Origin of the sequence: Loigolactobacillus binensis (assembly GCF_005405165.1) — a bacterium.
GTDB lineage: Bacteria > Bacillota > Bacilli > Lactobacillales > Lactobacillaceae > Loigolactobacillus > Loigolactobacillus binensis.
In genome coordinates this window covers 1-19,627 of sequence record NZ_BJDN01000029.1, presented here as the reverse complement: position 1 = coordinate 19,627, position 19,627 = coordinate 1, and the positions used below count along the sequence as shown (strand labels likewise).

Genomic DNA, 19,627 nt, shown 5'->3' with positions numbered 1-19,627 from the left:
GTCGCACTCTTTATGGGTGCGTGAATTGAAATCACCAATCACACCAGCAATCAGCCATTGCGGTATGTCGCACTCTTTATGGGTGCGTGAATTGAAATCCGCAATATCAAATTGTGTATGAGCGCTACGGCTGTCGCACTCTTTATGGGTGCGTGAATTGAAATGATCAATTTTGCAGCGTGGAGTAGGCAATGCCAGTCGCACTCTTTATGGGTGCGTGAATTGAAATACCAGTTGAATGCAAGACTGCTTGGAATAAATAGTCGCACTCTTTATGGGTGCGTGAATTGAAATCACCAATCACACCAGCAATCAGCCATTGCGGTATGTCGCACTCTTTATGGGTGCGTGAATTGAAATCCGCAATATCAAATTGTGTATGAGCGCTACGGCTGTCGCACTCTTTATGGGTGCGTGAATTGAAATTGACGCGGCTAGTGATGCTTTAAGCAAAATCACTGTCGCACTCTTTATGGGTGCGTGAATTGAAATTTGGTATGCGTCGTGGCGAAATTATGGGCATCAGTCGCACTCTTTATGGGTGCGTGAATTGAAATTCATAACGACACATTCCACAAATCTGTGATATCTGTCGCACTCTTTATGGGTGCGTGAATTGAAATAAAAACCTACTATATTAATAAGCCAGAGATTGTCCGTCGCACTCTTTATGGGTGCGTGAATTGAAATATTTGGTGTATACGGAATTGATACCGCAGCTAATGTCGCACTCTTTATGGGTGCGTGAATTGAAATTTTAAAGCACTAGTGGCTTGAGCCGATGGTTGAGTCGCACTCTTTATGGGTGCGTGAATTGAAATGACTGATAAGTTAGCGCCTAATTCAGCGACCATGCGTCGCACTCTTTATGGGTGCGTGAATTGAAATAAGTGGCACCGGCGATAATTCTGGAACGGGTACAGTCGCACTCTTTATGGGTGCGTGAATTGAAATATACTCACCAACCCTCGTAATACCACGGCTTAATAAGTCGCACTCTTTATGGGTGCGTGAATTGAAATGCATAACGTCAATCCGTTTGAAACCACTAGCCCGGTCGCACTCTTTATGGGTGCGTGAATTGAAATAGCAATTTTTGCTTGTCCTTGATCATAAAATTACCGTCGCACTCTTTATGGGTGCGTGAATTGAAATTAATGGTTTAAGCAATGCTTGGATGGCCATTACTTGTCGCACTCTTTATGGGTGCGTGAATTGAAATAGTTGGCGGTACCGAAGTCAAGCCGGCTACAACGTCGCACTCTTTATGGGTGCGTGAATTGAAATATCATCAGTATTTAATTCAGTCTGTTTTGGCGTGGTCGCACTCTTTATGGGTGCGTGAATTGAAATATCCAGCCAACGCATGTATGACCAGCTTGTTCGTGTCGCACTCTTTATGGGTGCGTGAATTGAAATATAGCAGCAACCAATACTTCTACATCAGATTCTAGTCGCACTCTTTATGGGTGCGTGAATTGAAATAAACAAAAAAACAACTGCCAAAGTTGAACGTCCCACGGTCGCACTCTTTATGGGTGCGTGAATTGAAATTATGACAACTTTAGAACGCCGGCGGAAATTATTAGTGTCGCACTCTTTATGGGTGCGTGAATTGAAATCAAGTACGTCTCCAACTCCAAATGAGCCACCGCCGTCGCACTCTTTATGGGTGCGTGAATTGAAATATTTTAGACTAGATAACTTTGTGGGAACTCTTACGTCGCACTCTTTATGGGTGCGTGAATTGAAATACGGATAAAACGCTCATCCATTGCTTATCCCTCGCAAGTCGCACTCTTTATGGGTGCGTGAATTGAAATCGATAAACCAAGATCCATACCGCCGGCGCCGCTAAGTCGCACTCTTTATGGGTGCGTGAATTGAAATATTTCAGCGATGCTTAAATATTCAATTTTTTGAGTCGCACTCTTTATGGGTGCGTGAATTGAAATCCTTATTCGTTGGGTGCACGTCAGCCAAAACGGCGTCGCACTCTTTATGGGTGCGTGAATTGAAATATCAATCATGTATGAATATACTTTTGAAGTAATACGTCGCACTCTTTATGGGTGCGTGAATTGAAATTTTTTCTTCTGTCCATTTCATTTGTAAAAGCCCCGTCGCACTCTTTATGGGTGCGTGAATTGAAATTGACACCACAATGGTCAAGCGTAAGGACGGCACCGTCGCACTCTTTATGGGTGCGTGAATTGAAATGTCAATATTTAAATAGTCGATCTGTAGAGTACGTTGTCGCACTCTTTATGGGTGCGTGAATTGAAATTTTCTCAAGTGATGCAACAGGCGAACATACGTGCCGTCGCACTCTTTATGGGTGCGTGAATTGAAATAGTACCGACTTAAACAATGCGGCGCGGATCAACGTCGCACTCTTTATGGGTGCGTGAATTGAAATAACGAAGGGTTGGTTTTATTTTTATACTGATAGTCGCACTCTTTATGGGTGCGTGAATTGAAATACAAACCGGTCATACTGCACACCTGAACTAATGTGTCGCACTCTTTATGGGTGCGTGAATTGAAATCATTTCTGAAACCGGAATACTGATACGGTTTTCTTGTCGCACTCTTTATGGGTGCGTGAATTGAAATTTATCTATTTTTAATATATGTAGTATGTTGCAATTGTCGCACTCTTTATGGGTGCGTGAATTGAAATACCTCTTGACAAACCAGTTGGCGTTTCAGCTTGCCGGTCGCACTCTTTATGGGTGCGTGAATTGAAATATGTGTCAATAGCACGCTTTGCTACTAATGACCTAGTCGCACTCTTTATGGGTGCGTGAATTGAAATATAATTATAGCATATTACATATATTAAAAGTAGATAAGTCGCACTCTTTATGGGTGCGTGAATTGAAATACCCCTTTGCTAGCAGTGCCACGTAACGCCAGTGGTCGCACTCTTTATGGGTGCGTGAATTGAAATCACTGTCGTTTGCAAACAAGATTGGGAGTTACCAGTCGCACTCTTTATGGGTGCGTGAATTGAAATCCAGTACGCAAAGCGTAGGAATCAGCAATTTGTCGTCGCACTCTTTATGGGTGCGTGAATTGAAATATGGTCGGCTTTTTTAGCAATGGCCGGCTTTGAGGTCGCACTCTTTATGGGTGCGTGAATTGAAATGCTGATAAGTCAGTTTAGTGTCATTATCGCGTTGGTCGCACTCTTTATGGGTGCGTGAATTGAAATATCTTCAAAATACTCGTGAAACCAGTCAAAACTGTCGCACTCTTTATGGGTGCGTGAATTGAAGCAGATTGGGACGTTACCAATGTAAAATCGGTTATGGAGTCGCATCTTTACGAGTACCTGAACTCGCTCTTCCATTCAATTTAAAAGTTTACCTTGAAAACGTCATTACAGGTTTTCTATGGTCGATGAATCTCTTAACTTTTCTGACACTAAACTATTGGCATTGCCAAATCTATTCATTAACGATCATGTCACTTCTAATCCGATATTTTCTTACAATTAGTTCGATATCCGATAAGAAAGTTAGACACAAAGGCTTAAACTGTTTGGTATATTTAGTTATAGTTAAAGCCTCGGTATCGGATTTTTGTCCAATACCGAGGCTTCGTTTAATATTGCTATTAATTAGCAACAATAATTTTCATACCAATTCAAATAATTTACAAGCCATCAATTTCACTTAGCTCAATACCTTCAAGTGGCGTGACAACAATTGTATAATCATCAATACTCCGTGGATGCGCAACGCCGGCTTTAGGTGTCACCGTTACTGAATGATGAACCTTAGCTGATGAGTATTTACCCATTTTACCTGGGTGCTGCCACCAGAATAATTTGATAATGGCCATGCTGCCATCGGGACGAGCTGAAGAAGCATCATTTTCAAAAAGTGTACGTAAAGCTTCTTTGATATTTTCTGCATCTTCTGTAGTAAAGCCAGTTTTTTCAGCTAGTTGAGTATTAATGCTACCGTTAAAAACATAGACGCCAAAATCTACAAAGTGCTTAGTTCCCATTGTATCAGAACCTTTAGTTGCACTAGTAACAGAATTGACACTTTTCGTGATCTGCATCGTCTCAGGCGTGATGGGATTAACACTAACTGCAGTTTGGATTGAAACTGGGCCACGAACTCCCACCGACATTTGACTATCCTTAAACGCAAAGACCTGGCCAAATGAACGAACATCGACCCACGTTTCTGCAGCAATTTTTGCGTACAGGTCAGAATCCTTTTTGCCCTTCACGGCTTTATTGATTTTTTCTAATTCCTCAACTGCATCAGCACGATCCTTTAAACTTTTAAATCCATCGTCGGCCCGATCATTGGATTGGACAAAAATACGTTGGCCCATATCCTGTAGACGATTACGAATCTTGCGTTTAATAGCAACATCGGAAACTTCGCCGTAACCATCAAAATTTTGTCGTGGCCGGTTACCATTCAAGGGATCACCATTGGGATTAGCATTTTTTACGGAAAAAACTACAGTAAAATCGATTTTATTTTGAAAGGCAGTCATTAATCATCATCCTCCGATTTTTTTTGATATAGATCAAAACGTTGGCTATGATAACCAATTAGGTATTTTCCATCCAGTGCATCATCGGTCATCGTCGTTTGTAATTTATCATTGATCTCATCAAAATAGCTTTGATAGTAAGTGCGTAATTGTGGCGCCAGCTTACTAATATACGGCTGAAGATTCTGCTCAATGATCTTCCAAGTGCTCAACGGTCGCTGACTAAAGGCATTCATATAGCGCAGCGCATTGGTTGCTCGATTACTATTTTCAGTGCGTAAAACACCACTTTCTAGCACATCTGCAACTGCCAAAAGCCGGCCATATAAAAAGCTGCGGTCAGTTTGTTCTTTATCAATTGCCATTGTAAATTGCTCCTCCTTATAGTAACGCCGCAAAACACTACAAGCGATACTGATCGTCTTTTCCCATTCCCAACGCTCCATGGTCAATGGTCGTGAAGCTTGCCAGTAAAGCTGTTGAATTAGATCGCGTGGTAATGGTGCATTATCAACCACACATTTCAATAATCGGCTAATACTTGTATTTAACAACTGACTTTTAGCTCGACTACCAAAGGCTGCGTCAGCAATATCTCGTAACCCTGGCGCACCCCAAAAACGCTTTTCTTTACCATAATTTAAGTACCACACCATACTCGTATGCCATTGACGCAACCGATTAAGATATTGTTCTTTATCCAATGTTTGGTAGTACGTGATATCCATGCGACCTGGTGTTGCCGAATCTAAGACCATAATATAGACTCGATCTTGCGTTTTAAGATTATCTTTTGGTAGGTAACCGCTGAGCGCCTTATTGAACTGTTCAGCAAAATTAGCATTCGTAACATCAGTTGTATCGACTTTAGCTAAATTACTATCACTTAGTCCAAAAATCGACAACGAGCTATCTTCCGGCTGGGGTACAGTAACTTCGACACCACTCCAAGCTAAGAATACCCGACCATCAAAGTTGCGCCCTTGCTTTGTGATCAACCAACGTAAGGCTTTATGCCCTTTATCGGAAACATCGTAACCAATCGTAGCCACTTGGTCTTTAGTTGCAAAACGACCACGGAAAGTATAGCCCTGTGTATCGTTGCCAGAGATCAATTTCGCCATATCACCACCGTAGCGAATTTTAGCGGGATGCTTATCAGTTAATGGCATTTCTTCACCGGTCACATAATCAAGTCCAATGTTAGGTAATTGCTGATGATAGTAATCGATGAACGATTGATATACATTTTTATCCGCCCAGATATCAGGAAGACTGTCACCAGGATCATGTACGGTAAAGCGAACAAAGGCACTAGTTTGTTCTACTGCACCCAAAGACGCAAAAATAGCTGGTTTTTCCCCATATTTATCAGTTAAATCACGATTCCATTTTGGCAATAACTGACCATCAGTAGCAAATAAAATTTTATGCGCGATCAAATCAGCGACTAAACTTTTCTTTTTCAAATAAGTATAAATACTATTGACCCGTTCATTACTGAAATCTGATTCGCACCAAGCTCGTAGATTAGTCATGTAGGCATCATTGAACATTTTCATCCGTTCAGGTTCCTGACTATATTCAGCCAGATCCCCAGCCACATACTGTAATTTATCTTGTAATGGGTGTGGTGGCGGATTTTTCCCACTACGACTTGCAGAATCGATCGTCGTTGGAATCAGTGTGTTACCACCCTTTTTAGGCAATACTTGAGCAGAATGAAACTCACCAGCTGATGTAATAACGACTTCAATGTTAGCAACTTGGTAAGAATGTGATTCAGGTAATAAAGTATATTCATTTCCAAAGTGGTCCCGTTGTGGCTCCCCAACTAGTGCCTGATTATTTTGATACGTATGATATAAATCTAGCAACCAACTCATTTGCCCTCACCAGCCTCTAACTCTTGATAAAGTACATCCACGCTTTCAATATCCGCCATGGTAAATCGCTTAGGATCCATTGACTTCAAACGATGGACAACTGGGCAATCTTCCGGCGTCAAAAACTTAATGATTCCCTTTTGCATGACCGGCTGCCATAAACGAACTGCTAATTCACTTTTACCCGTTTCATCAGGATAATTTAGGCCATGTACCATAGTCCCAAAATGATATTCACCTACATAATCATCATAGTAACCCGTATCACTGCCAAACTCACACGGTTCGACATAGGCCTGACACTCACGCGTTCCCAAAAAAATATCCCGCCGTCCACCAGCTTTGATCGAGCGTTTTAAAATCTGATAATGTTTATTTTCATTACGATCGGCCTTTAGATCTGGTCGACTTTCGTTAAAAATAAAATGTACCTTTACTTGATAACAAACATCCTTTAAATAGGTATAGCTTGCCAAATCGGCCTTAGAACTATTATTATAATCCATTGGTCGAATGCCTTTGGATTCCATTTGAATCGGCTTCATTACGCGTACTTCATCTATCACATAAGTGATCGTTGGCTTCCAATAAATACTTTCGGTTATGCCGATCAACGCTTGATAACTAGGAATCTGATAGGAAAGTTTCTCACCTCCAGCTTTGCTAAGCGGATCAGTAAATAACGCATATGGACCGCGCACACAATAAGCGACTTGATTCCGCATAGATGTCACCTCCTTTTTCAATTTCATGAAAATATTTAGTAATCGCTTACTAAATATAATAATACCAGAATTTATTTAAATATCAAATTATTTTTCTCTATTTCAGTCTTTGTAAAATACATATTTATATGTTATACTAATCTAGTAAGTTAATCAGCATTAGATTTTTCCTTCATTAACGGCCAGAGACATCTTTGTTTTCTGCGAATTGAAATTATTTTAGTCTGTGATTCTATCTCTAGAAAAGAGACCAAACACGAATTGTGTTTGGTCTCTTATTTATATTTACACTTTTTAAAACATGGCTATATCAAATGCACCACCATCTCCGGCCATTGTTACCCCATATTCTTCAGAATAGGCCTCACTGCGTAAGGCAATAATTTGGTCATTGTACAGTGGCATCAGCAGGCCTGCTTCATCCAATGCTTTTATTTGATACGTAAATAAATTAACCGTATATTGTTGGGCCGCCTTTAAAGTTGCGTCTAGTTCCTCTGTTGTCAGCTCACCGTTTAATTGGGTAATAAATTCCGCACCGGCTTTGTAAGGCACCAGTACCGTTTGCGTAACACTATCGATCACTTGAAAAAACTTAGCGATCGTTTGACTACTATTTAACAGCATTAAAGGCCAGTCCTCATTTGTTGCGTGCTTAATACTTCCGCGTTGGCCCTGATTTGACATTAATGGCATTAGTTTTAAATTAGTGTGCTTCACTGGATAATCAGTTTCGATTGCTTCTCTAGCAAAGAAATCAATAAAGTACTTGCGTAATGCTGCTGGCGATAGTAATTCTCCGCTGTACAACTTCGTATCTAATTCCATATCTTGTAATAAACGTAAGCTGATTTTTTGACCATCAGCGATTTCTGGTAAATAAGTCAGCTTCTCATCATCATCCGTAATTTTTACCACATAAACATTCTGCCGCTCTTTTTCGCCATTACGATTGCAGCGGCCGGCAGCCTGAGCAATTGAATCTAATCCCGCCGTTGAACGGATCACACATTCAAAACTAACATCGACACCTGCTTCTATCAATTGGCTACTTATACAGATCAAGCGCTGACCGTTCTCTAGTGCCTCAGTGATACTAGTAAATAGGCTCAACCGATGTGCCGCACACATTGATGTACTTAAATGCACCAACTTAAACACTTCGGACATATTGGTTGCAGCCAAGGTTTGATATAATTTTTTAACCGCAGATTTAGTATTTAAAATAACTAGAATATTATGCTTATTTACAGCCAGTTCTTGTACAAAGTCCGCTAAGCGATCAAGTGACCATGCTTCACCATGACTTTGATCGACGATCTCTACTCGCTTAAACGCCTCAGTAACTGCCGGTAAATTCTGAATCATTTCACCATTTTCTGATAGCTTGAGGTTATTACGTACTGCATCTAAGGCAGGTTGCGTCGCGGTACAAAGGACAGCAGTTGTTTGACCAAAACTGCTTAGAAAGTTAACGACTTCATTAAACATTGAAATACATTTAGTCGGAACAGACTGGACTTCATCAAAAATAACAACTGAATTCATTAAGTTATGTAATCGACGAATTGATCTGGTGCCACTAGCATAAAACGTGTTTAAAAACTGCACCATTGTTGTGAAAATAATAGGTGCATCCCAGGTATCCTTAATTAGCTCTAATCCCTGTTCTTCGCTCTCATTATCATCGGTTATTGTTTGTGATTGGACAACGTTAGAATGAAATTCTAACACATGACTTTGATCATTCTCTGGTAATCCCAATGCTTTACGCGTCACTGCCGCATTTTGTTCAATAACTGTTGTAAACGGAACAACATAAATAATGCGCGTCTTATGTTGCTTGGCCGCATGCTTTAATGCAAAACGTAGACTAGAAAATGTTTTACCCCCACCGGTTGGAATCGAAAGTTGATAAACACCCGTTGGTCGATCAGCAAATTGATCACATTCCAACGCCATTTGCGCTCTTAATTGATTAATTTTAGTTGCCGGACTATCAATGTTTTTTGCTTCTAAGTACGTTACAACCGTTGCATAATCGGCCGCAAACAAATTGGTCCGATCACCATCGGCTTGCCAAGTCTCCGCCTTTCCCTGCTCGAATAACATTGTATTCGTACGATCAGCATCGATAACGCAACTATAAATAAACTGCCCCACGAGGAATAAACTGGAATAATCCTTTAATTGCTCAATAAATGTCTGTAGTTCGCAAACTGCACACTGCACAGATTTTTTAAAATTAACTAGTGATATAACTTCAGCAAAAAAAGCATTTTTGATCTGATCGTATTCAGCAACTGGTTTTTCCCTGACTCGATTTAAGAATGGTGAATCGGCCGTAGTTTGTGGATCCCAATAATCACGCAAACTGCTGCTATGATGGGAAATAATTGCATTACCCACTAATTCGGCCAACATTTGCTCATATGGTGAATTAGTTGGCTGATGAAACATATCATACAGAAGCTTCCCACCTGCCGTTGAATGATCGACACTCCCCCGCCGAACAGAATTAGGATCGATTTTAGCACTTTGAATATATTCCTGAAAAGCAGAACTATACTTACCAACATCATGTAACAGTGCCGCCAATCCGGCCATACATCCTAAATTTAATTTATGGCCTAAACTTTCAGCAATTTTTTGACAGTCTAATAAATGATCCTTCAGCAATTGATCAGGTTGTCGCTGACCATTACTCATAAATGGACCAGGATGAGCAATAAATTCCATTTTGTACTCCTTTTTTATCTTAATTAAAAAGGTTGTCCAATCAAATTGTGATTCAAAACTACTCAATAAGATTGGAAAAAGACCAATTTTCAATTTTATCTGGTCACTTTTCTTTTAGAATGATAAAATTCTAGTGATAATACTAATTCACTTATCTCATCTTTGCAATTAGTGCGGGTAACAAGTGCACACATTTTTGCTAGACGTTTCGCACCGTATTTTTCTCTCTTAACTGCACTAAATACGTATTCTCATCCTAATTCTTGATGTATTTTTAATTTGAGTTAATATTATCCACAAAATATAGACAATTCATTTATTTTCGGCCATATTTTGCGGTCGCACTCTGTATGGAGTGCGTGAATTGAAATTATCCCACACGAATAAAACCATGGGCGCTGCCCAAAGTCGCACTCTGTATGGAGTGCGTGAATTGAAATAATTCTCGTTTTTGGTTTTCATCAAGTTTTACGGTCGCACTCTGTATGGAGTGCGTGAATTGAAATATAAACGTCTGTCTGATATGTCTAAGGAAAAAGGTCGCACTCTGTATGGAGTGCGTGAATTGAAATGATTGTATTTTGACGCTAATTATCAAATGGGATATGTCGCACTCTGTATGGAGTGCGTGAATTGAAATCCTCTAGAAAGGTGACAGCAGTTGTCTTACCAGTGGTCGCACTCTGTATGGAGTGCGTGAATTGAAATTTCATAATCAAATGCTTCAGCAAAACATATCAATGTCGCACTCTGTATGGAGTGCGTGAATTGAAATAATTTAATGCTGAGCAAGCAGCAATTGGATTAGGGTCGCACTCTGTATGGAGTGCGTGAATTGAAATAACTTGTTGTCTAGCTCCGATATAATACATTGCAGTCGCACTCTGTATGGAGTGCGTGAATTGAAATAGTGCCCACAAGAATGACCATTTTTGAGTTTTTGTCGCACTCTGTATGGAGTGCGTGAATTGAAATCATGTTCAATAATCACAGGCACCAGCTGCTGAAGTCGCACTCTGTATGGAGTGCGTGAATTGAAATCGACTGATGATGCCACAGAGTGGATTGGTACAGACGTCGCACTCTGTATGGAGTGCGTGAATTGAAATTACTATCCCTTATTCGGATATAATTAAATTCTGAAGGTCGCACTCTGTATGGAGTGCGTGAATTGAAATTTGCCAACAATTTGCTCTTGCTGGGCAACCCACAGTCGCACTCTGTATGGAGTGCGTGAATTGAAATTACCAAAAGATATAGTGTTCCTGGTGACAATCCGAGTCGCACTCTGTATGGAGTGCGTGAATTGAAATTGCATCCTTGTCTAAATCGTAAACAGAGGAATCAGGTCGCACTCTGTATGGAGTGCGTGAATTGAAATATCACGCATTTTTTGAATCTCGCGACTAAATTTAGTCGCACTCTGTATGGAGTGCGTGAATTGAAATATAGCATGTTCGGAAAACTTTATTGGTATGCAGTCGCACTCTGTATGGAGTGCGTGAATTGAAATATACTAGCTATGTGCGAGATAGTGGTCTGATTTTGTCGCACTCTGTATGGAGTGCGTGAATTGAAATTCTATTGCTGATTTGCTAAGGTTAACTGCCATCATGTCGCACTCTGTATGGAGTGCGTGAATTGAAATAAAATTAGTTGCTGATAAACCGCAAATTCAAAGCGTCGCACTCTGTATGGAGTGCGTGAATTGAAATGCTGACAAGACTATCTCCATAATTGCGCTGGTAATGTCGCACTCTGTATGGAGTGCGTGAATTGAAATAAATTATCGTAATGGCATCACGGATGTCGAAAAGGGTCGCACTCTGTATGGAGTGCGTGAATTGAAATCCTCCTTAGCTTGCCTGTTCCTGTTCGATCAGTGGTCGCACTCTGTATGGAGTGCGTGAATTGAAATATATTTTCATCAAAAGTTTGCGGCGTCTCATCCTTGGTCGCACTCTGTATGGAGTGCGTGAATTGAAATCTTGGATGACTTACCATCAACTTCCAGCGCCGAAAGTCGCACTCTGTATGGAGTGCGTGAATTGAAATCAAGTCAAATAACTGAACTACTTTGGCAGCATCACGTCGCACTCTGTATGGAGTGCGTGAATTGAAATAGCAATATCAGCGATTGTATTTGCAATTTCTGTCGGTCGCACTCTGTATGGAGTGCGTGAATTGAAATAACAAACGTAAGGCCAAAAATATGGTTTATCCAGTCGCACTCTGTATGGAGTGCGTGAATTGAAATAAATCAGGGGTTAGTGGCTGTAGTTGCTTATGCTAGTCGCACTCTGTATGGAGTGCGTGAATTGAAATCAGATTCTATACGTATAAGGCAGGTGCAAGTGATGGTCGCACTCTGTATGGAGTGCGTGAATTGAAATTTTTTTCCTTGACATGCTGCGCAAGCCATATAAAAGTCGCACTCTGTATGGAGTGCGTGAATTGAAATATGTAGAAATTATCACACAAGATCCAGCTTGCCTTGTCGCACTCTGTATGGAGTGCGTGAATTGAAATAACTCCCTGGCGACGTTTGCACGTACTGTTAGCTGTCGCACTCTGTATGGAGTGCGTGAATTGAAATTTAACTATATTACAATTAGAAAAATAAAAAATTACAAGTCGCACTCTGTATGGAGTGCGTGAATTGAAATAGATACCGCTGAGCATGAGTATGCGCTGATCAAAGTCGCACTCTGTATGGAGTGCGTGAATTGAAATAGTAGTTAAGTTATCACTAGTATCAACTTTATATAGTCGCACTCTGTATGGAGTGCGTGAATTGAAATAACTGGTACTGACACGGCTATTAGTACGTCTACTGTCGCACTCTGTATGGAGTGCGTGAATTGAAATATCAAATTGACTTTACTCATAGATCGCTTATCAGCGTCGCACTCTGTATGGAGTGCGTGAATTGAAATATTACCGGTAATTGAAATTAAATTCTCTTGATAAAGTCGCACTCTGTATGGAGTGCGTGAATTGAAATGAGATAGTTAGCCTTAGTCACCTTAGTTAACTTTGTCGCACTCTGTATGGAGTGCGTGAATTGAAATGATGACCATCACCAAGGTTAAACTTAATTGGTAAAGTCGCACTCTGTATGGAGTGCGTGAATTGAAATGCAATTTGGGGCTATACCCCTGTAGTTTTTTATCGTCGCACTCTGTATGGAGTGCGTGAATTGAAATTATCAATAAGGAGGCAAGACTATGTGCTATGTAGGTCGCACTCTGTATGGAGTGCGTGAATTGAAATTTAAAATCCATAGCCGGATTAGCCGGTTTAAAATCGTCGCACTCTGTATGGAGTGCGTGAATTGAAATGTGCAACTGCTTAGTACGGCCGTACCAGAGATATGGTCGCACTCTGTATGGAGTGCGTGAATTGAAATATCAAATTGACTTTACTCATAGATCGCTTATCAGGTCGCACTCTGTATGGAGTGCGTGAATTGAAATGATCAATTGGATATGTTTGCTCATGTTATAACCTCGTCGCACTCTGTATGGAGTGCGTGAATTGAAATTATTAAATAGCAAAAGTCAGATCGCGTTTCCCTGGTCGCACTCTGTATGGAGTGCGTGAATTGAAATGTAAACGCAATCAACGATTAACTGATGTTGACTGTCGCACTCTGTATGGAGTGCGTGAATTGAAATGTTTACTGTTATTGGGACGCCACAGCGCGGCTGGCGTCGCACTCTGTATGGAGTGCGTGAATTGAAATTGGTTGGTCATTAATTAAAGGAGTCTGTCATACCATGTCGCACTCTGTATGGAGTGCGTGAATTGAAATAGTTTGCAGTGGTGTGATTGTCAAAATAACATTGTCGCACTCTGTATGGAGTGCGTGAATTGAAATAAATCAATCTCAAGGTGTCGTAAAGCATGCTACTAGTCGCACTCTGTATGGAGTGCGTGAATTGAAATACCAAAATGGGTATTCAGTTTTATGACACCTGCCGTCGCACTCTGTATGGAGTGCGTGAATTGAAATAATTGATGGGGTTAATTTAGTTGAAGTATGGGAGTCGCACTCTGTATGGAGTGCGTGAATTGCAATCCGATATGGTTGAGGCGATGAACCAGATGCTACGTCGCACTCTGTATAGAGTGCGTGAGAGAACGTCAAATTAGTAAATATCATATTTCACACGCATGTACACAAGACGGGATCAAAATAGTAGAACACTTAAGAACAAAGTCGCTCATTCTCCTTCTTTTATCAAAATCTAGCTAAAAAATATTTTCACTGAGTGTTTTGTCGCACTTTTTATAGATGTATGGATTAAAATTTAGTTTAACATTTTGTACGTATCTAGGTCATACTTCCATAATACTTTACTTAGACATGAAAAAGCTCCAAGTTAATATTTTTCGACTTGGAGCTGGTTTATTCATAAAATCAGGCACAAGATTACCTTTAACAAAACATCCGCAGCATTGACCCATACCCATCAATTGCCGCCCATTGAGTTGGATTGATACCCACAAGGTGTTTATAAATATAGGTGAAAATTTTACCAGGATCGACAATATCGTTTTTGACTAAGATGCATAGAAAAAGCGCAATCGGCTGTTGATCAATTTTCAACGTGTGCTTTACCTGAGGTTTGATCACAAAGATCTCATATGCTTCCGTAATATCCGCTGTTGCGTGCGGAATCGAAACCCCATTGATAACAAGGCGATTACTCATTTGTTCTCGCGCTAACAAATCATTGACCGCTATGGCACTGATCTGGCCATTTGCTTCCAATTGTTTAAGACCTGTGGCTAAAATGTTGGCGGCATCGCCTGTAGCTGTAAATGATAAAAAATGCGTTGGCGGAAAAAAGGCCGGAAACTTCTGTTCAAAGAAGCTATTATCCGTTATTTTTTTAAGCTTACTAATTTCCTGATCACCAATAATGCCACTAAATACCATATCAATGCGCGGTATGCTAGCCGGTAGTTCTTCGCCACGGCCGTTAACTAGGATCAGATCAGAACTTTCAATCGCTAAAGGTTCCATGCCAATATCCGCCATGGATACTTCATCAATGTCAATATTCGGTATTTGTTCTGTGATGATCATTTGATTGATCCTACCCACCGCTTGTTGTGAAAAAATCAATAGTGCACTAACATTTTGTTTTTTAGGCGCATCAACAGTGTGCAACGTATATAGGGCAATAAATTGTGGTTCAATATCTACACTGGGAAAGCGCTGGCTTAGTTTCTCCGTCAGTGCAAAAGCCACGTCAAAAACAAACGGATTATTGATTTCTAATTTTGTAATTTGTTTAAGCAAGGCTGCGTCGGCAAAGGTTGGAAACATGGCACAGCGACATAAATGGCTAAAAATTTCGGTGATGAAGGCCCGCTCATGCTGCGCTAAAATTTGGCGATTGTTCAAGGCGAGGACCTGCTCACGCACCTCATTGACCGTGATCGTATTAAGTAATTCCACCTTAACACTGTAATAGTTTTCTAAGATCTGGCGTAAGGGGGTGGGGATTTGCCGGTACATGCTGAGGTCTAACTGCACTGTCGATTCAAACTCAGCGGCAAATTGCGTCCCAATTGCACAGGCTGTGATCTGGGCGATCAACTGTCCTTGCGTCAAATAATCGAATAGTCGCTGGGGCACAACTGACTGAACAGCCGGCAAAGCCGATTTGATCAACAGCGTTTGTGCATACGGACTTTCGGCATAAAAAGTTTTATGCTCCCGTAATAGATAGGCTAAAATATCAATTCGACTAGTTTTATAGATCGTTAAAACGATTCCCTCACCGCTTTTAGTGGTAATCGTTAAAACCCCACGGAATTCTTGATTCAACTTGTCGAACATGGATAACAATGCCGCTCGCGACAGATAGGTTAGTTCCCCTAGTTCCGGCAACGTAATTGTCGGTCGACGCAACAGTTCAAATAAAACAACATCTTGTTCACGCCGAAAACCGTTGAGCAATTGTTGAAAAGCCGCTTCACCAGTAATTTCGAGATGATAGTTCTTTCCACTGGCGATCTGACCAATTTTGTGTTCACTAAACACTGAATTAATGGTATTGATATCCCGGATCACGGTTCGCCGCGAGGTATCTAAGGCTGTGGCCAGCTCATTACCCGTTTGGTCAGTTTCTTGGAGCAAGCGAATCAAATGCTGTGCACGGATATTAAGCATTTCATGCGTCCACTCCTTTCAGGAGCCGGCGCAGTCCTTCCTCAAGCTTAGGCCGCGGGCAGGCAACATTCATCCGTAAATATTGCGAATCACCATAGGTTGCTCCAGGCATGATCCCAACGTGACCGATATTGACTAATTGCGCTTGCAATTTATCACTTGTTAGATTCAGTTGGGCGACGTTTAACCAAGCTAGATATGTCCCTTCAGGAACCGTAAAGTGGATCTTAGGTATTTCTTGCGCCAGAAAAGTTTGAACGTACTGCAAGTTTGCTTGTAAATAAGGGACTAACTGGTCTAAATACTCAGCACCAGCAGCTGAGTAACAGGCCATTTGGGCAGTGATACCAAAAATACTTGCTGACGACAACGCATTTTTTTGCTTTAATTCACGCATGAAGGCCGTTCGTAATTTTGGATCCGGCAAAAGTAAATAAGCGCCTCCTAGTCCCGGTGTATTAAAGCTTTTTGTCGCCGAACAGGCCAGCATAATATTGGTTTGGGTCAGCGCTGTCAACGGGGTATATTTTACCGGTCCGTAAACAATATCTTTATGAATATCGTCGGAAATGATAAATACATGATACTGCTGGGCCAGCGCAACTAGGTGAGCTAATTCAGTTTTTGAAAATACCTTGCCCGTTGGATTATGCGGATTCGTGAGCAGAAATAACTTAACTTGCGGTTGGGCTAGCACGGTGGCCAAACTATCCCAATCAATTTGATAGCCTTTATCAGCGGCCGCTAAACGAACAGGCATTAATAGACGTTCATTTTGTTCGATCACCCCATAAAAGGCATCATACATTGGCGTAAAAGTCGCTACGGCATCGCCCGGTTGACTTTTAAGCCGTATCAAAGTGCCAATTGACCAGACAACACTGGGACTATAACAGATCCACGCGGGATCAATCGTTGCCTGATCTCGTTGTTTGAACCAATTGACAATACTATTTTTATAATCCGCATGGTTCCAACGTGTGTAGCCGTAAATCGGATGCTGCATTCGTTCGCTCAGCGCCGTTTGGACCGCCTGTGGTACTGGAAAATCAGTATCGGAGATCGAAAACGGCAAAATATCATTGCGACCAAAACGGTCAGCAATATAATCCCATTGTGTACTATAAGTCCCATGGCGGTCGATAATATGATCAAAGTTGTATTTCATGTTTACTCCTCCTATATAAAATAACGATCGGTTTAAGTCACTAAAACAAAGCTGATCAATCCGACTAAACTATCGCCTAACCTCTATATTACAAAAAAGAAGGTCGATAGTTTACCAACCTTCCTAATTGTGGTTATTAAGCCTTTTCTGCCTGTTTCTTTGCTTCATGCTTTAACCAAGCCGACTTGAACCAAATGATAAAGACAACATTCAGAATTAAACCAACTGCTAATACTGGATAATAAGCATACCAAGGTCTGATCAAGCCTAATAATGGATCAAAAACGCCGATCCCTGGTGCAGTCCGTTCGATGTTAAATAAAATACTTAAGGCGCCAGCGATCCCACCGGATAGAACATTCGCTGCGATCATCGGTAATGGCGCCGCCAACGCGTATGGAATCGCCGGTTCAGTGGCAACCGTCATCCCAACGACCATCGCACTCGGTGCGGCCGCACGTTCTTGTTGCGTAAATAACTTAGGCCGGATCCAACAAGCAATTGCTGCAGCCATCGGTGGCATCAAGGTAACGACCCCAACGATCCCGTACCAAATGTAAACATGTGAACTTAACAGCGAGAAGCCGAAGAACCAAGCGGCCTTATTGACAGGGCCACCCATATCGAAGGCCAGCATACAACCGACAACGAAGCCCCCAACAACCTTCATTGAAGTAGGAATATTTTGCAAGAAGGAAAGTAAGACTTGCATCAACCAACCAGCAAATGGCCCCACTAAATAATAAGTTAATAGCCCAAAAATTAATAGCGTAACAAACGGGATGATCAAAAAGCCTAAAATTGACTGGAAGTTTTTCCCGAGCCGAATCTTCTTGAAGTATTTAACAAAATAACCGATTGATAAACCAAGTAGGATTGCCCCTAAGAAGCCCGCCCCTGTTTCTTTACCAAGTAGATCAGGACTATTAGCCAAATAAGTGGTAATAAAGGCTGGGGCAAAAGCAGGCTTATCGCCGATTGCCATCGCAATATATGCGCCCATGATCGGAATCATAAAGGTAAACCCTAAGGTCCCGATTTGAGAAACGACCCAGGCCAACGAAGGCTGAATATGCTTTGCTGTATCCAGAGCAATATTAGGCATCCCGAACTGAACCATCAAACTACCGATGGCCAGTAACAACCCACCACCGATCACAAATGGTAAAGCGCCCGACACGCCGGCCATTAAATAGCTCATGACGCCTTCTTTGACTGCGGCTTGATCAGCCCCTAATTTTACGCCAGAGGCTTCAAACACATGTGCCTTATCATCAATATCATCAAACAAGGTCGCAATATGTTTTAAAGCATCGGATACCGGCAATTCCACAACCTTTTTACCTTTGAAACGAGCCTTATCGTCATCAGTCATCCCTTTACCTAAAGCTAGGATAACATAATCAGCTTCCTTAATTTGCTCTGGGGTCAGCCGATCCTCGACGCCGCTGGCACCTTGAGTCTCAACGTGGGCCTCATAACCTAAGCTCTTAGCCTTTTCGGAGATGGCTTCGGCAACCATGTAAGTATGGGCGATCCCGGCTGGACAGTTTGTAACTGCTACGATTTTCTTCGTTGTCATTATTCTCACTCCTCGTATTAAAAGTTAGGATCCTGCTACTGCTTTAAAACCGATAATTTAAGAAATAATTGCCGTAATGCGGGTATAGATCTCATCTGCTGAACCTGATTGCAATAATTGAATAAAATCTTGATGAATTAATTGCCGACTTAGCTTTGCCAATAATTTTAAATGCGTATCTGCTTGATCGTCTGGAACTAATAAACTGATCCATACGTTGACTGGCTTATCATCTAAAGAAGCCCATTCAACAGCGGTGGTACCACGTGCAACTAAGATCGCAGCATGATCAATATTATTTGATTTTGCGTGTGGAATCGCGATTCCATTACCAAAACCAGTTGTTGATTCCTGTTCACGCGCTTGGTAATCTTTGACTAATTGCTCAGCGTTGACGGCAATGCCTAGCTCTACCGCCCAATTCGCTAACTTCGTCAATACTTCTTTCTGATCACTACCACTGAAGTTTGTATTAATTTGTGCTTTTGTAAGTAAATCGGTCATACACTTCACCATCCTTCTCAAGTTGTTATATTTAGTATACTGGTAGTTGGTAAAATAATTAATGCTCACTTTGTCACAGTTAGGTGACAAAGTGTAGATAAACTGATCGATTGGCAGTAAACAAAAGAAAAAGCGCGGGATTGAGAAATCAAAGCTTGATTTCTCTAACCTCACGCTTTATTTAAGTTATTTGTGTTATAGCCTCGTTTAAACGTAAGCACCCAATAACAGACCGACTATAAATAGCGTATCGGCCGCGGTATGATAGCCTCATCATAAGAAATGGTGAGGTGTTTTTATGCTCAATAAACC

General features: G+C 41.2%; 8 protein-coding genes and 2 CRISPR repeat arrays. All 8 genes read right to left on the bottom strand.

What is annotated here, in order from left to right:
- Positions 1–3,282: a CRISPR direct-repeat array (repeat unit 32 nt; unit sequence GTCGCACTCTTTATGGGTGCGTGAATTGAAAT).
- A 378-nt stretch (positions 3,283–3,660) separates the two neighbouring features.
- Complete coding sequence (cas7c, locus tag FFM78_RS11445; protein ID WP_137638555.1) at positions 3,661–4,524, bottom strand: type I-C CRISPR-associated protein Cas7/Csd2; 864 nt, start codon at positions 4,522–4,524, stop codon at positions 3,661–3,663.
- A complete protein-coding gene (cas8c, locus tag FFM78_RS11440; RefSeq protein WP_137638554.1) occupies positions 4,524–6,410 on the bottom strand; it encodes a type I-C CRISPR-associated protein Cas8c/Csd1 in 1,887 nt (628 codons plus the stop codon). The genes cas7c and cas8c overlap by 1 nt, the downstream gene beginning before the upstream one ends.
- Positions 6,407–7,135: a type I-C CRISPR-associated protein Cas5c gene (cas5c, locus tag FFM78_RS11435; RefSeq protein WP_137638553.1), complete on the bottom strand. Its 729-nt coding sequence runs from the start codon at positions 7,133–7,135 to the stop codon at positions 6,407–6,409. The genes cas8c and cas5c overlap by 4 nt, the downstream gene beginning before the upstream one ends.
- Positions 7,136–7,429: 294 nt before the next feature.
- Positions 7,430–9,874 carry a CRISPR-associated helicase Cas3' gene (gene cas3, locus FFM78_RS11430; protein WP_137638552.1) on the bottom strand — a complete coding sequence of 815 codons (2,445 nt, stop codon included), beginning with the start codon at positions 9,872–9,874 and terminating at the stop codon, positions 7,430–7,432.
- Between the two features lie 338 nt (positions 9,875–10,212).
- Positions 10,213–13,955: direct repeats of the CRISPR family, unit length 33 nt; unit sequence GTCGCACTCTGTATGGAGTGCGTGAATTGAAAT.
- 360 nt (positions 13,956–14,315) lie between these two features.
- Complete coding sequence (locus FFM78_RS11425) at positions 14,316–16,061, bottom strand: HTH domain-containing protein (RefSeq protein ID WP_137638551.1); 1,746 nt, start codon at positions 16,059–16,061, stop codon at positions 14,316–14,318.
- Between the two features lies 1 nt (position 16,062).
- Complete coding sequence (locus tag FFM78_RS11420) at positions 16,063–17,229, bottom strand: MalY/PatB family protein (protein ID WP_137638550.1); 1,167 nt, start codon at positions 17,227–17,229, stop codon at positions 16,063–16,065.
- A gap of 136 nt (positions 17,230–17,365) precedes the next feature.
- Positions 17,366–18,811 carry a PTS fructose-like transporter subunit IIBC gene (locus tag FFM78_RS11415; protein WP_137638549.1) on the bottom strand — a complete coding sequence of 482 codons (1,446 nt, stop codon included), beginning with the start codon at positions 18,809–18,811 and terminating at the stop codon, positions 17,366–17,368.
- 57 nt (positions 18,812–18,868) lie between these two features.
- Entirely contained in the window at positions 18,869–19,315 is a 447-nt protein-coding gene (locus FFM78_RS11410; RefSeq protein ID WP_137638548.1) for a PTS fructose transporter subunit IIA, read from the bottom strand.
- Positions 19,316–19,627: the final 312 nt, after the last annotated feature.

Bases quoted from the DNA above. Each gene is read 5' to 3' on its own strand.
- cas7c (WP_137638555.1), bottom strand. From the start codon at position 4,524: ATGACTGCCTTTCAAAATAAAATCGATTTTACTGTAGTTTTTTCCGTA.
- cas8c (WP_137638554.1), bottom strand. From the start codon at position 6,410: ATGAGTTGGTTGCTAGATTTATATCATACGTATCAAAATAATCAGGCA.
- cas5c (WP_137638553.1), bottom strand. From the start codon at position 7,135: ATGCGGAATCAAGTCGCTTATTGTGTGCGCGGTCCATATGCGTTATTT.
- cas3 (WP_137638552.1), bottom strand. From the start codon at position 9,874: ATGGAATTTATTGCTCATCCTGGTCCATTTATGAGTAATGGTCAGCGA.
- FFM78_RS11425 (WP_137638551.1), bottom strand. From the start codon at position 16,061: ATGCTTAATATCCGTGCACAGCATTTGATTCGCTTGCTCCAAGAAACT.
- FFM78_RS11420 (WP_137638550.1), bottom strand. From the start codon at position 17,229: ATGAAATACAACTTTGATCATATTATCGACCGCCATGGGACTTATAGT.
- FFM78_RS11415 (WP_137638549.1), bottom strand. From the start codon at position 18,811: ATGACAACGAAGAAAATCGTAGCAGTTACAAACTGTCCAGCCGGGATC.
- FFM78_RS11410 (WP_137638548.1), bottom strand. From the start codon at position 19,315: ATGACCGATTTACTTACAAAAGCACAAATTAATACAAACTTCAGTGGT.